4 protein-coding genes and 1 pseudogene are annotated in these 15,801 nt (G+C 71.1%); 3 read left to right on the plus strand and 2 right to left on the minus strand.

Annotated elements, in window-relative coordinates; translation table 11 throughout:
- Positions 1-40: 40 nt before the first annotated feature.
- Positions 41-913 (minus strand): annotated as a pseudogene (locus Bsp3421_RS04810) (MlaA family lipoprotein); the annotation flags it as partial.
- Positions 906-3,542, minus strand: a complete 2,637-nt coding sequence (locus tag Bsp3421_RS04815) for an MMPL family transporter (protein ID WP_273997193.1) — start codon at positions 3,540-3,542, stop codon at positions 906-908. The gene Bsp3421_RS04815 and the pseudogene Bsp3421_RS04810, both read right to left, overlap by 8 nt.
- Before the next feature lie 535 nt (positions 3,543-4,077).
- Between Bsp3421_RS04815 and Bsp3421_RS04820 the strand changes: the two genes are divergently transcribed.
- The 3 genes from Bsp3421_RS04820 (at position 4,078) to Bsp3421_RS04830 (ending at position 15,785) form a co-directional block, all read left to right on the plus strand.
- Positions 4,078-5,601, plus strand: a complete 1,524-nt coding sequence (locus Bsp3421_RS04820; protein ID WP_273998285.1) for an acyltransferase domain-containing protein — start codon at positions 4,078-4,080, stop codon at positions 5,599-5,601.
- Between the two features lie 93 nt (positions 5,602-5,694).
- Positions 5,695-11,841, plus strand: coding sequence for an SDR family oxidoreductase (locus tag Bsp3421_RS04825; RefSeq protein ID WP_273997194.1), 6,147 nt, complete (start codon positions 5,695-5,697; stop codon positions 11,839-11,841).
- Positions 11,838-15,785, plus strand: a complete 3,948-nt coding sequence (locus Bsp3421_RS04830) for a cytochrome P450 (protein WP_273997195.1) — start codon at positions 11,838-11,840, stop codon at positions 15,783-15,785. The genes Bsp3421_RS04825 and Bsp3421_RS04830 overlap by 4 nt, the downstream gene beginning before the upstream one ends.
- The last annotated feature ends 16 nt before the right edge of the window (positions 15,786-15,801 follow it).

Genomic DNA, 15,801 nt, shown 5'->3' on the forward strand with positions numbered 1-15,801 from the left:
CGGCGCCGCATCGGGCGCCGGCCGGGCTTGGGGCTCAGCGGGCCGCGGGCGCGCTGGCGGCCGCGGGCGCACTCGCCGGCACCGGCGCGCTGGCCGGCGCGGGTGCATCGCCCGGATCCTGGTACTGCGGCAGGCCGGCCGGCTCGGCCGATTTGCCCGCTGCGGGCGCGTCGTGGCCCGTATCATCGCCCGGATCGCCGTAGTCGGGCAGCGCGCCCTGCGACGACGCCTCGGCGCCCTTGTAGGTCAGCGAGCGGCGCTGCTGCGTATACGCATCGCGAACGAACGAGTACTTGTCGAGCGCCGCCTGTTGCAGCAGGTCGGTCGCGCCGAGCATGTCCGAGCGCGCGCTGATGAACTGCGCGATATACATCGGGTTGCGCGCGGCGGGCTCGATGTAGTTCAGCAGGTTGAAGCGCACGTCCACCGCGCGGCCGACGCCGTCGCGGAACGAGCTGGGCCCGAAGATCGGCAGCACCAGATACGGGCCGGCCGGCACGCCCCAGCGCGCCATCGTGAGCCCGAAGTCCTGGTGATGCTTGGGCAGGCCGGCCGGGGTCGCGATGTCGAACAGCCCGGCCACCCCGAACAGCGAGTTGATCACGACCCGCATCACGTCTTCCGTCGCATCGGTGATCCGCAGCTGCAGCAGGTTGTTCGCGATGTTGCCGAGGTCGCCGAGGTTCGAGAAGAAATTGCTGACGGCCGAGCGCACCGGCGTCGGCGTCACTTTCTGATAGCCCTTCGCGATCGGCACCGCGATCGCCTGATCGACCGTGTCGTTGAACGTGAAGATCGCGCGGTTCATCGGTTCGAGCGGGTCGCCCGGGTGCCGCTCGGGGCCGGTGGCGCAGCCACCGAGGAACGCGCTGGCGGCGAGCAGCGCCGTCGTCGTGATACGCAGCTTATTCATCGATACCTTGTGGGGGTTGATTCGTCGCACGCGCCGCGCGCGGCTTGCCCATCAGCACGGGCTGGAAGACCACGGCGCCGATCAGCGTGCAGGTGAGCGCGAGCGCGAGCAGCTTGCCCATGCTGGCGGTGCCCGGATGATGCGACAGCCACAGGCTGCCGAATGCGGTGGCCGTGGTCGCGGCGCTGTACAGCACCGCGTGCGTGAGGCTCGATTGCAGGAGGCCGGTCTGGCCCGCGCGCCATGCCATCACGAAGTAGACCTTGAACGCCACGCCGACGCCGAGCATCAGCGGCAGCGCGATGATGTTCGCGAAGTTGAGCGACATCCCGAACACGACGCACAGCTCGAGCGTGACCACGCCGGACACGAGCAGCGGCACGAGCGTGCGCAGCACGTCGCCGAAGCGGCGCAGCGTGATCCACAGCAGGATCGTGATCGACAGCACCGACAGCGCGGCCGCCTGCAGGAACGCCTTGATGATCGTGTCGGCCGAATGCAGGATCGAGATCGGGCCGCCGATCGCGCCCGGATCGGCGGCCTTCACCGCCTTCGCGAAGCGGCGCAGCACCGCGTCGTCGCCGGGATTCGCGCCGGCCGGGATCTTCGGCGAGATCTGCACGAGCGCGTGGCCGTCCGGCGCGATCCAGTCGCGCACCAGTTGCGGCGGCAGCGTGTCGCGCGTGATCGTTTCGGGTCGCAGCAGTTGCGTGAGCTGCGCGAGCGCGATGCGCAGCGAGTCGCCGAACGCGTGTTCCGCGCGGTCGCGCGTTGCGCTGTCGGCGGCCGCGAGCTTCGCGAGCGATTCGGACAGGTGCTTGGCCGCGGCCGCGCCCGGGCCCGGGTGATCTTCCGCCGCATAGTCGAGCAGGCTCGACGTGCGCTTGAGCGCGGCGACCCGCTGCGCGTCGCCGGCCGGCGCGGCCGGCTGCTGGGTCAGCGCGGGCAGCAGCGCGGCCGCGACGGGCGCGACCAGCGCGAGCTTGGCCGGCTGGTCGGCCGGGATGAAGGTATTGAGCGTGGTCGTGCGGCCGACCTCGGGCAGCGCGGCGAGGCGGCTCGCGGCCGCTTCGCCGGCGGCGAGCGAGGGCGCGAGCAGCGCGACGTCGTTGATCGACGCTTCCGGCGAATCCTTGAGCGCGAGCAGCGTCGCCATCGATTCGCTCTTCGGGTCCTTCAGGTGCAGCGGATTGAAGTCGAAATGCAGCTGCGTGAGGAGCGGCAGCGCGCCGACCACGACCACCAGCGTGCCGATCAGGATCGGCTTGCGGTGGTGGTCGAGGTAGTCGTCGATGGGGGCGAGGCGCGGGAACCCCGGCGCGATGCGCTCGCCGGGCGGGGCGAGCAGCTTGAGCAGCGCGGGCAGCAGCGTGAGCGTCGTGGCGTAGGCGACGAACATGCCGACGCCCGCGATCAGGCCCAGTTCCGACACGCCGCGGTAGGCGGTCGGCAGGAACGAGAAGAAGCTGGCGGCGACGGCCGCCGTCGCGAGCGACAGCGGCATGCCCATCGCATGCGCGGCGCCGAGCAGCGCGTGGTCGAGGTTCGCGTCGTGATGCCGCTCCTCGCGGTACTTGACGCCGTACTGGATCGCGAAATCGACGCCGAGGCCGACGAACAGCACCATGAACGCGACCGAGATCATGTTCAGCGAGCCGACCATCATCAGGCCGAGCGCGGCCGTGACGACGAGGCCGACCGCGAGCGTCGCGAGCACCGCGCCGATCATCCGCTTCGAGCGCAGCGCGAGCCACAGGATCACCAGCACGACCACCAGCGTGGCGATGCCGTTGACGGCCGCGCCGTCCTGCACCGACGCGAACTCCTCGTCGGCGAGCGGCTGCTCGCCCGTCAGGCGCACGACGGCGCCGTAACGCTGGCCGAGGTCGAGCGTGCGCGCAACCTCGCGGATGGTCTGCGAGGTCTGCTCGCCCGCCTTCAGCGCCTGGTAGTCGACCATCGGCTGCACGGTCACGAATGCGCGCGCGGGCTGGCGCGCCGCGTCGGAATCGACCAGCGCGCGCCACGAGAACGCGGCGGGGCGGCCGGCCAGCACGTCGTCGACGGTGGCCGCGCTGCGCGACAGCAGCTTGGCCATCGACGGCAGCTTGACCTGCCCGGATTGCAGCGGCAGCCCGAGCGTCGTGGCCAGCGTGGTCGCGAGCCCGGTGATGCTCGGATCCTTCGCGAGCACGTTGATCAGCGGGCGCGCGCTGGCGAGCTGCGCCGTGGTGTCCGCGAGTTCGGACGTCGGCAGGAACAGCAGGCCGTTGCGCTCGAACAGCGGGCCGCCCGCCGGCTCGGACACCTGGCCGATCCTGCCGGCCTCGGTTTCCTTCGCGAGGCCGGCCGCGAGTGCATTGGCCGCGGCGCTCGCGAATTCGGGCGCGGGCGCCTCGACGACCGCGAGGATGGTCTGGCCCCGTTGTGGGAACGCGGTGTCCATCGCTGAACCGAGCGCGGACCACTCGGCGTCGGTCTCGATCAGCTTGCTGACGTCGGTGTTGATGCGGAAGTGATGAGCGACGTAGACGCCGCTTAGCGCGGCGATGACCAGCGACAGCACGACGACCCGGATGGGGCGGCGGACTGACCAGGCGACGAGTTGGACGAGCAGGGATGTCAGCATGGGGACGACTGGCTGGCGTGGAGGCACGGGCAAAACGGCAAGTATACCGGCGAGCCGGTTTCGGAGTGGCGCGGATCCGTCGGGCCCCGGGAGGCGGCCGCACGGGCGAGGCGGGGCGCCGGCGGGCCGGCATTCGTTCCCGGCGCGCGGCCAATGCGGGGCGCCCCCGCGCAATATCTCCGCCCGCCCATTAATTCCGGCTAATTGACCGCTGAGTGTTAAGAAAATGACTTAAGGCGTGGTCCTATTTTCAGCATGGAAATAGTCAAATTCGATCTGGCGGGCGATGGATCGAAAGATAATAAGTCAGTTGGAACTGTGATTTGCCGAACATAGCGTTCGGAGTCCTTATGCTAAATTGTGCATGACATTTACCACATTAAATGCGCGCGATTTACCACATTAAAGCGGGCCGCCGCTGGAACGGCGCGAGGTGAAATCGGGCAGACGTGGGGAGGCGCGGGCAGACGTGGGGAGGCGCAGCGGTGCGTATTGGATAGATCGGCATCGGAGTGATGGCGACAAGGGCAATCTCATGATGCAAGTTGCGTTTCTTTTTCCGGGGCAGGGGGCGTTCCATGCCGGGGCGAGCCGTGCGGTGGCGCAGGTCTGTCCATCCGCACGGCAGGCGCTGCTGGCGATCGACGCCGTGGCGGCGCGGCGGCTCGGCCGTCCGCTGCTCGACGCGCTGTGGGACGAGCGGTGCGGCGTCGAGCGCTTTCTCGCGGAGGCGCCCGACCTGCTGCAACTGGCCATCTACGCGGCGTCCGTGGCCCGCTTCGAGGCCCTGTGCGCACGCGGCGTCCGGCCGGACGTGATGATGGGGCATAGCTTCGGCGAGATCGCCGCACTCGTGTGCGGCGGCGCCTATACGGTCGAGCAAGGCGCCGAAATCGTCTGCGACCGGATCGCGTCGCTGCAGGCGGCCGCGCCGCGCGACGGCGTGATGGCCGCGGTCGCCGCGGCGCCGGAACGGGTGCGCGCGCATCTGGCCGCGCGCTTCCCGGGCGGCGACGCGGGCGTGCGGATCGCCGTCGAGAATCACGTGTCGCAGACCGTGGTCTCGGGGCCGCGCGACGCCGTCCAGGCATTCATTGCCTATTGCACGGCCGAGGGGGTCTCCGCGCAGCGGCTCAATTCGCCCTATGCGTTCCACCATTCCCATCTTGAAAATGCGCGGGGTGAATTCGGGAGACGACTGCGGGTATATATAAAAAATCCATTCAAGTACCGCATATATTCTCCGATACTCAATCGCTTCTATACGGATTCCGATGATCTGGCCGAATCCCTGGCCGGGCATTTTGTCATGCCGGTTTATTTTCGGGACGGCGTGGCCCATCTGAAAACGGCCGGCGTGCGCGTGTTTGTCGAATGCGGCGCGCTGAACGCGCTGAGCAGGATCGTCGTGCGCGTGGCGGGGCCGGGCGCGGTCCGGACCTTCGCGGGTGCGACGGGGGTGCATGAAGAGTTGGACGCAGTTGAGCGAGTTTGTGAATATTTTAAAGGGGAAAGGGCCATGAACGACGACATTCGCGCAAGCAACCTGAATCTGGAGTTCGACGAATTCTGGCGCCACAGCGGCCCGGGGATCGTGGACAAGATCAAGGACGAGCTGCAGCGTTTCTTCACCGCGCGCAGCCTGACGGCCGCGCCCGCGCCGCATCTGCCCGGCATCGGCGCCGGCGTGGCCTTGGCGCCGTCCGACGCGGTGCGTGCGGCGGTCATGTCGCCCACTCCCGTTCCCGTTCCCGTTCCCGTCTCCGTCGCGGCCGAGCCCACCCGCCTCGTGCCGCGCGACCAGCTGTTCGCCGAACTGGTCGCGATCTACGCGGAAGCAATGGAGTACCCGACCGAAGTGTTCAGCGAAACCGTCGAGCTGGAGGCGGAATTGGGGATCGACTCCGTCAAGCAGACCGAGATCATCCAGCGGATCAGCGGCCGCTATGGGCTGCCGCCGCTGCCCGCCAATTTCCGCACCGGCGACTTCAAGGCGATGGGGCAGATCGTCGATTTCGTCTACGAGCATCAGGGCACGGCGGCGCTCGTCGCGGGTTGAGCACGTGCCGATAGAGCACGGCGAGTAGAGAAGACGATCGAATTTGTCTATCGGTCAGGTTCGAATGTTTGGGTATCCTAAGGTCTGCGATTTATGTCGAACGCCTATTTGAAAGGGAAGCGGGTTCTGGTCACGGGCGGCGCGAAGAACGTCGGCAAGGCGATCTGCCGGCGCTTCGCGGAAGCCGGAGCCGATGTCATCGTCAATTTCTTTCATTCGCTGGATGCGTCCAGGCAAACCGTGGAAGAGCTGCGCGCGCTGGGCGTGACGGTCGACGTGATGCGCGCGTCGGTGGCGCAGCCCGCGCAGGTCGATCGGATGTTCGACGAAATCGAGGCGAAGTATGGGCGGCTCGACATTCTCGTCAACAACGCGGCGTCCGGCGCGCTGCTCGGCGTGGACGACATCGCGGCCGAGCACTTCGACCGCGCGCTCGACACCAACCTGAAGGGCGCGTTCTGGTGCGCGCGGCGCGCGGCGCGGCTGATGGCGCGCGCGGGCGGCGGGGCGATCGTCAATGTGTCGTCGGTCGGGTCGACGCTCGTGCCCGCGAACTACCTGGTGGTCGGCACCGCGAAGGCGGCGCTCGAATCGCTGACGCGCTATCTCGCGGTCGAGTATGCGGAACTCGGCATCCGGGTGAACGGCGCGTCGTCGACGCTGATCGACGGCGATGTTGCCGCGCAGTTCCCGGATCCGGACAACACGAAGCGGTCGAGCATCGCCGCGACGCCGCTTGGCCGGCTCGCGACCGCCGAGGATCTCGCCGACGTCGTGCTGTTCCTCGCGTCCGACGCCGCGCGCTGGGTCACGGGGCAGGTCGTGGTGGCCGATGGCGGGCTGTCGCTGTGCAGCGAGGGCTTGTCGCCGCGGCGCGAATGGACGAAGGCGGCGGCCGGGTCCGGCGCGAACGTGCACCGGGCGAATGGGTCTTCGGCTGCTTCGGCTGCTTCGGCTGCTTCGGCTGCTTCGGCTGCTTCGGCTGCTTCGGCTGCTTCGGCAACCCAGGCAACCCAGGCAACCCAGGCAACCCAGGCAACCCAGGCAACCCGGGCCGAGCCCGTCATCGCGGGCAATCCGCCGCCCGCCGCGAATGCCGCCGCGCCCTCTCCGGGCGTCGCCGTGCCCGCCGCACACGACACCCCAGACGACGGCGACGCGATCGCCGTCGTCGGCATGGGGCTCGCGCTGCCCGGCGCCAACGATCCGCAAGCCTTCTGGCAGGCGCTGCTCGACGGCCCCGAACTGTTCGGCAACGTGCCGCCCGATCGTTGGGACTACCGGTCGTTCTATTCGCCCGATCCGGCGGCGGAGGACAAGAGCTATCAATCCCGTTCGGTGTTCATCGAGCGCTTCGCGCCGGAAGCGGCGCTGCGCGCGGAACTCGACGCGGGCGCCGCGCCGCGCGAACTGACCACGCTGTGGCTGCGCCACGCGCTGCGCCAGGCGCTCGCGGGCGTGCGGATCCGCGTCGGCGACCGCGCGTCGTTCGTGGTCGGCTATACGGCGGACGGCAGCCAGCATCTGGAAGAAGGCATGGTGCTGGCAGGCTTGCGCGAGCGCCTGCGCGCGGTGCTGGACGACGAGGATGCGACGCCGGCCGAGCGTGCGGACCTCGCCGCGCGGATCGACGCGGTGCTGCGCACGCGCTACGCGCGCGGCGCCGGCGAGCTGGCCGAATTCTTCCCGCACCGGGTCGGCGCGAACGCGATGCGCGGCGTGCTGCCCGACGATGCGGAATACATGATGGTCGACACCGCGTGTTCGTCGTCGCTGTATTCGGTGGACCTCGGCATCAAGGGCCTGTTGCTCGGCAAGCACGACGTGGTCGCCTGCGGCGGCGCGTTCGCGCTCGCGCCGCGCGGCTCGATCCTGTTCTCGAAGCTGCACGGTCTGTCGCGCAGCGGCGAAGTGCGGCCGCTCGACGCCGCCTGCGACGGCGTGCTGTTCGCCGACGGCGCGGGCGTCGTGATCCTCAAGCGGCTCAAGCGCGCGCTCGCCGACGGCGATCGCGTGCTGGGCGTGCTGAAGGGCTTCGGTTCGTCGTCCGACGGCAAGGGCAAGGCCATCTACGCGCCGAATTCGGCCGGCCAGAGCATCGCGATCCGCCGCGCGTACGAGCCGGCCGAGGCCGGTCGGGATCTGCCCGATTGGGTCGTCGCGCATGCGACCGGCACGCCCGCCGGCGATCTCGCCGAATTCCAGAGCCTGCGCGAGATGATCCGGCGCGATCGCCCGGTGCAGGTCACGTCGAACAAGTCGCTGGTCGGCCATACCGGCTGGGCGGCGGGCGTGGTGTCGCTGATCCAGGTGCTGCTCGCGCTCGAACACGGCCGGATTCCGCCGCAACACCGCTTCAGCGCGCCGCCGCGCGAGTTCGAACTGGAGACGAGCGGCTTCACGATTCCGCGCGCGCCCGTCGACTGGCCGCCGCGCGCGGACAGCCCGCGCGTCGCGGCCGTGTCGGGCTTCGGCTTCGGCGGCACCAACGGCCACCTGATCGTCAGCGAATACCGGCCTGACCTGCCGATGGCCGTGCGCGCCGCGCCGGCGCGGCGCGAACCGCTCGCGATCGTCGCGTGGTCAGCCAAGTTCCCGGGCCTCGACGACGACGCGGCGGTCACGCGCTGGCTCGCGGGCGAGGGCCCCGCGCCGCGCGCGAGCTTCGGCCTCAGCTATCCGCTGCCCGGTTTCGACCGGGTGCGGATGCCGCCCGCCGTGCTGCGCGCGCTGGACCGCTGTCAGCTGATGGCGCTCGATGCGGCGCATGAGCTGCGCGAGCGGGTCGCGGCTTTCTGGCGCGACCATGCGGATACGATCGGCATCGTGATGGGCCACATGGGCCCGACCCGCAATGCGGCGCTCTATGCGAGCCGCTGCTATCTCGACGACATCGCGACCGCACTGCGCGCCGATCCGCGCACGGCGGCGCAGCCGAGGCTCGACGCGCTGCTCGGGCGGCTCGCCGACGCGACCCGCGCGCTCGTGCCGCCCACCACCGAGAACGCGTTCCCCGGCATGATGCCGAACGTGATCCCGGCGCGCGTCGCGAACTATCACGACCTGCACGGGATGAACATGACGGTCGACGCCGGCCATGCGTCGACGCTCGCCGCATTCGAGGTGGCCGCGCGCGTGCTGCGCAGCGGCGAACTCGACATGGTGCTGGTCGGCGGGATCAACGGCAATTCGGCGGAGGAGGTGCAGCCCGCATTCGATCGGCCGCTGGCCGAGGGCGTCGTGCTGTTCGCCGTGACGACCGGGGCGCGGGCCGAAGCAGCCGGGCTGCCGGTGCTCGCGTGGGTCGACAGCGAGACGTCCGCCGGGGTCGGTGCCCGGCCCGCGCTGCGCGACGCCGACGGGCGCACCGTCACGTATGCGGGCGCGGAGGCGGCGCTTGCGATCCTGCGCGCGCTGGTCGGCACGGAGCCGGCCGCGTCGGTGTCGTTCGGCAACGACGGCGACCGGACCCGGTTCGGCGTGCGGCTCGACCGGCACGCGCCGCCAGCCGCGGGCTTCGCGTCGGCCGCGCGTGCCGATGCGTCGACGTCTTTCGCGCCGCCGACCGTCAAGCCCACCCCGACTCCGCCGCTGCCTGCCGGCGTCGAACCGGCGCGCAGCCCGCTGCCCGCCGCGCTGCGCGCGACGGCGGTCGCGGCCGACGGCGAGCCGCTCGGCGTGACGCGCTATCGGATCGATCTGTGCGATGCGCCGTGGCACGCGGGCGCGGGCCCGATCGCCTTCCTGCCGCCCGCCTGCGTGGTCGTCACCGACGCCCCCGAGCTGCTCGACGGCCTGCCGATGCCCGCGGACCTGGTTGTGCTGTCGACGCGTCCCGGCTCGCTGCCGGGCGTGCGGCTGTACGTCGTCGCGCCGCGCGACGAGCGCGCCCTGGCGGGCCTGCTGCCCGCCGGCGCGCGCCACGTGCGCGTGCTGTCGTCGCTGGGGGCGAGCCGACTGCCGGCCGGCCGGGCGGCCCCGCCCGCGCCGGAGCGGCTCGCCTTGCACGATCTCGCGTTCCTCGCGCTCAAGCAGTGCTACGACGACGTCGCCGCGGAAGGGTCGTGTCTCGCGCTGCTGCTCGATGCGACGACCGAGGGCGTGCTGCATCCCGATGCGGGGATGTTCTCCGGGCTCGTGAAGGCGCTCGCGATCGAGCTGCCGAATGCGCGCGCGCTGGCCGTGTTCACCGATCGCGGCGATCCGCGCGGCGCGATCGCGCAGGCGGAGCACGAGAGCGGCGCGCGTCAGCTGCTGCCGGTGGTCGTGCTCGACGGCGCGCGCCGCCTGACACCGCGCGTGACCGAGGAGGCCGGCGCGCTGCCGGCCGACGGCCTCGCCCGGCTCGGCCCCGATTCGGTGGTGGTCGCGGTCGGCGGGGCGCGCGGGATCACGGCCGAACTGATGAAGGCGGTCGCCCAGCACTTTCGGCCCACGCTGTACCTGATCGGCAGCAGCGCGCTCGACGCCTACGGGCCCGACGTGTTCGCGGGCAGCGACGAGGCGTTCGCGCGCCGTCGTCCCGACTACATCCGCGAACAGAAGGCGCGCCATCCGTCGCTGCCGCTGCCCGTCATCATCAAGGCGTTCGAGCGCCAGGTGGAGGCCCGCGCCGCGCGTCGCAATCTCGACGTGATGAAGTCCTACTGCGGGCCGCACAAGGTGCGCTACCTGCGCGCCGACGTGCTCGACGCGGACAGCGTGCGCGCGGCCGTGCAGCGGATCGTCGCGGGCGGGCAGCCGGTGGATCTCGTCGTCAACGCGGCGGGGCTCAACCGCTCCGCCTCGGTGCAGGTCAAGTCGTTCGACGATTTCGTCGCGGTCCGCGACATCAAGATCCGCGGCTACTGGAACCTGCGCGACGCGTTCGCCGATGCGCCGCCGCGCGCCTGGTGCAATTTCGGCTCGTTCATCGGGCTGACCGGGCAGGCGGGCGAAACCGACTACGCGGCCGGCAACGATTTCCTGAACACGCAGGCGAGCGACCGGCATGCGCGGCTCGGCCAGGATGAATTCACGATCGGCTGGACCCTGTGGCGCTCGGTCGGCCTGGGCGCGAATCCGGTCACGCGCGCGTTCCTCGAGAAAAGCGGCCTGTTCACGAGCATGCGGACAGCGGAGGGCATCCATCACTTCCTGCGCGAGATCAACCTCGCCGGGCGTGCGCCGAATTCGGTGCACCTCGGCGCGGCCGAGCGGCGCGCGATCGACGCGCATCTGCCCGCGTTCTTCGAGCCGAACGCGCCCGCCCACGCGCAGCCGGGCCGGCACGATTTCTACCTGGGCCGCGAAGTGGCGCGCAGCGACGACAGCGTGACCTTCGAACGGATCTTCGACCTGCGGACCGACGCCTATCTGCAGCACCATGTCGTCAACCGCTTCGCGACGCTGCCCGGCACCTTCGTGCCGGAGCTGGCCGCCGAGGCCGCGCTGCGGCTCGCGCCGGGATTGCACGTGGTGGGCTTCCGCAACGCGTCGTTCCGGCACTTCCTGCGCGTCTACGACACCACGCGGCCGAGCGCGAAGCGGATTCACGCGCGGCTCGCGGGCCGCGACGGCGATGCGCTCGTGGTGGCGGTGCGGATCACGGGCGACGTGCTCGCGCCGACCGGCCAGGTGCTCGTGCGCGACAAGCTGCACTTCGAGATCGACGCGCTGCTCGCGCCGCACCATGCGCGTGCGCCGCTGTGGCCCGCGCAGGCCGACGACGCGTGGCAGCCGGTGCCCGATCCCTATCACTTCGCTGCGGCGCCCGTGCGGCTCAGCGGGCCGTTCGTGTCGACCACTGACACGGGCGTCGGCGCGGCGGGCAAGACCGCGCGCTACCAGCTGAACGTGGCGCCCGACGATCCGGTGTTCTCGCGCTTCGCGATCCCGAGCATCCTGCTCGACGGGCTCGCGCGCGTCGCGGTGCTGAACCCGGTCGGCGGCGACTACATTCCGCTCGCCGCGCCGGTGTCGATCGGCCGCATCGATCTGTACGAGGACGGCAACGACATCGAGCTGGCGCACCGCTACGCGCGCATCGACCTGTCGGCGACGCCGCGCGAGTTCGCGCTGGAGGGCGGCCACGGCGGCAATCGCTTCGTGGCGGCGCGTCCCGACGGCCGGATGCTGATGCAGATGCAGGACGTGACGGGCGTCGTGATCGGCTACGTGCACCGCGTGACGGGCATCTACGCGACCCGCGCCGAAGTCGAGGCGGTGGTGGCGGCGGCGGCCGAGCGGGTCGTCGCATGAGCCGGCCGCGCCTCGCCCCCGGTCCGCGCGGCAGCCTGTTGATGGGCAATCTGGCCGAGTACAAGCACAACCCGATCACGATGCTGCTGCGGCTGCAGCAGCAGTACGGCGATGTCGTGCGCAACCGGCTCGGGCCGTTCCTCACGCATGCGCTCGCGCATCCCGAGCACGTGCAGCACGTGCTGCAGGACAATCACCGCAACTACGTGCGCGGCCGCTTCTACGACAACTTCAAGCTGTTCTTCGGCGACGGCCTGCTGACGACCGACGGCGAGTTCTGGCGCCGCCACCGGCGCGCGGTGCAGCCGTTGTTCCACAAGAAGCAGGTGGAGGCGCACGCGGCGGCGGTCGGCGATGCGGCGCTCGCGCTCGCGAACCGCTGGAGCGCGCTGCCGCCCGGCGAATCGGTCGACGTGGTCGAGGACATGATGCACCTGAGCCTGCGCATGCTCGGCCTCATGGTGTTCAACACCGACATCTCGACGCACGCGGAGCAGGTGGGGCCGGCGGTGCGCTTCGGCATCCAGGCGATGATGCCGCAGGGCAACCTGAACGACTTCATTCCGCGTTGGGCGCCGACGCGGTTCAATCGCCGCATCGCGCTCGCGCGGCGCGGCATCGATTCGATCGTCGCGCGCATCATCGCCGATCATCGCGAGGCGCGCTGCGAGGCGAGCGACGTGATCTCGCTGCTGCTCAACGCGCGCGACCCGGACACCGACGTGCCGTTCACGCAGCAGGAGGTGCACGACGAGGTGATGACGGTGTTCCTCGCCGGCCACGAGACGACGGGCACCGGTCTCGCCTGGGCGCTGTACGCGCTCGCGCAGCATCCGGCCGTGCTGCGCAATCTGCGCGACGAGCTGGATGCGCGGCTCGGCGGCCGCGCGCCCGGTGCGCAGGACTTCGAGCAGCTGCCGTACCTGTCGCAGGTGGTCGACGAGGTGCTGCGCGTCTATCCGCCGATCTGGGGCTTCACGCGCGACCTCGTCGACGACGACGAGATCGGCGGCTATCACATCCCGGCGGGCTCGTCGGTGTTCATGTCGCCGTACGTCACGCATCGGCATCCGGCCTTCTGGCGCAATCCCGACGCGTTCGATCCGGACAATTTCGCGAGCGGCGCGACGACCCGCCACAAGTACGTGTACTTCCCGTTCGGCGGCGGCATGCGCAAATGCATCGGGTTCCAGACCGCGCTGCTGCAGATGCGGGTGCTGGTCGCGGTGGTCGCGCAGCATTTCGATCTCAATGCGCTGCCCGGCCATCCGATCGAGCTAGGCGCGATGATTTCGCTGCGGCCCGTGCACGGCATCCGGCTCATCGTGAAGCCGCGCGAGCGGCGGCGCAGCCATCTCGAACAGGCGCGCGAGCAGGCGCTCGCGCGCGCCGCGCGGCCCGACGCCGGGTCGCCGGCGGACCGTGCCCGGCCCGCCGATCCGGCCGCCGCGCCGCCGCTGCCGGCGCCGCCGTCCGCGCCGCGCCCCGCGACCGTGCCGGCGTGGCGCTACACCTGGCAGCCGGCGCCCGTCGAGCTGCCCCCCGAAAGCCCGTCGCCGCGCCTGAGCGGGCGGCGGATCGCGATCGTCAACGGGCGCGCCAGCACGGTCGAGCGGGTCGCGGCGGCGCTCGCGCGCACCTGCGCGAAGGTCACGGTGTTCGCGCCCGAGCACGGCGTTGATCCGGCCGCCGCCGCCAAGGTGCTGGTCCACGCGGCCGGGCCGTTCGACGGGATCGTCGACCTGGGCGTCGAGGCGCCGTTCGCGCTCGACGCGGCCGACGCCTGGGAAGCGCCGATGCGGCGCAGCGTCGCGCTGCTGCAGGCCTGCTACGCGGACTGGGCGGCCGAGGAGGACACCGAGCGCTTGTTCTATCTCGCCGTCACCTGGATCGACGGCCTGATGGGCTACGGCGACGGCGGCGCGCAGCCGCTCGGCGGCTTGTGGGCCGGCCTCGCGAAAACGCTGCCGCAGGAGCTGCCGAACTGCAACGTGCGGGTGCTCGATGTGTCCGCCGACGAGATCCGCCGGGCCGACCAGCTGATCGCGCGCGAGCTGTATCGCTGGGGGCTGTACGAGATCGGCTATCAGCAGGGCCGGCGCTACACGCTGCAGGCGCGGCGTCATGAGCTGCCGCCGCTCGCGGTCGATACCGGGCCCGCGCTGGGGCCGGGCGACGTCGTGCTGTTCTCGGGCGGCGCGCGCGGCATCGGTTTGCTGTGCGCGCGGGCGCTGGCCTCCCAGACAGGCTGCACGGTGGTCGTCACGGGCCGCGAGCCGCTGGCCGACGGCAGCGAGGCGTGGCTCGCGCTCGACGACGACGCGTTCCGCCGCTACAGCCACGATCAATTGCGGCAGGCGACGCCCGAGCAGCCGCCGAAGGTGATCCGCGATCGCCTGTTGGGCCTGAAGCGTCGCCGCGAGCTGAAGGCGGCGCTCGACGACGCGGCCGCGCGCGACCTGCCGCTGCGCTACCGGGTCTGCGACGTCACCGATCGCGGCGCGGTGCGCGCGCTGTTCGACGAATTCGGCGAGGCGCTGCGCATGGTGATCCACAACGCGGGCGTCGACCAGCCGGTGCGGCTCGCGCAGAAGCGGGCGGACGACTTCGTGCAGATCGTGCGCACCAAGGTGCTCGGCTTCGCGAACCTGTGCGAGGCGGTGCGCCAGCGGCCGCGCATCACGCAGTTCTGCAACGTCGGATCGCTGACGGGCCGCTGGGGCGGCATGACGGGCGAAACCGACTACGCGGCGGCGAACGAGGCGCTCGCGCGTCTCGGGATGTGGGCGCGCCATCGCGCGCTGCCGCCCGCATGCAGCGTGAAGACGCTGGTCTGGCCGACCTGGGAGGGCGTCGGAATGATCACGAACTTCGCGGTCACGCAGCGCTACATCACGCCGATGAGCGTCGACGAAGGCGTGCGCCACTGGCTGCGCGAGCTGGCGGCGCCGGACAGCGGCGAGGTGATGTTCATGGGCGCGGTCGGCCGCGCGCCGACGCCGCTCCAGATCAAGGGCTTCCCGGTCATCCGCGAGCTGCCGAATCTCGCCGAGCTGGTCGCGCGTCATCACCACGCGGGCGAGCCGCTGCGGTTCCGGCCGTCGAAGCGCTTCGAAACCCGCTACACGCTCGATCCGGCCGTCGTGCCCTATGCGAACGCGTTCCGGCTCGGCGGCCGCGTCGCGCTGCCCGCGTCGCTGCTGCTCGAACACGCGTGCGCGCTGGCCGACTGGGTGATGCCGCCGACGGGCGAGGCCCGTTTCCTCGGCGAGCTGGCCGACGTCGTGCTGCATCTCGACGCGCTGCCGATCGCGGCGGGGCTGGGGCAGTCCGTCACGCTGCGCAGCGCGGCGGTGGGCTACCTGATCGGCGACGTGTGGCGCGTCGACGTGCGGTGCGGCGATGCGGATACGCAGGCTGAGCTGCTGAGCGCGACGCTCGTCTACCGGCTGCAGCCGGAACAGGTCGGCGCGGTGCTCGCGCGGCCGCTCGCCGGTCCGCCCGCGCCGCTGCGCGCGGCGGACCCGCCGCTCGCGGCGTGGAACGGCGAACTGCTGCCGCCCGGCGAGTGGCACGCGCCGGGCGACGCGGCGGCGGGCATCGCCCGGCTCGGCCGCGTGCCGGCCGCCGAGCCGGGCGCGCTGTGGAACGGCCCGGTGACGCCGGCGCTGCGCCTGCCGGTGAACCATCTCGAACAGATCCTGCGCGCGCTGCTGGCGGATTGGCAGGCGCTCGCCGTGGAGCCGCCGTCGTGCTGGCGGATCGGCGCGCTGAAGCTCGCGCCGCTGCCCGCCGCGTCGGCCGACACGGTGGTCGAGTACACGACGGGCCGCTTCGCGGTGCTCGACGCGCGCGGCTACATGCTGCTGCGGCTGGACGACAGCCGCGTCGACGCCGCGACGGCGTGCGCGGACGGCGAGCTGGCCGCGCCGTTGCGCGCCTGAGCGCCGCGCGCCGCAT

Source organism: Burkholderia sp. FERM BP-3421 (assembly GCF_028657905.1).
Classification (GTDB): Bacteria; Pseudomonadota; Gammaproteobacteria; order Burkholderiales; family Burkholderiaceae; genus Burkholderia.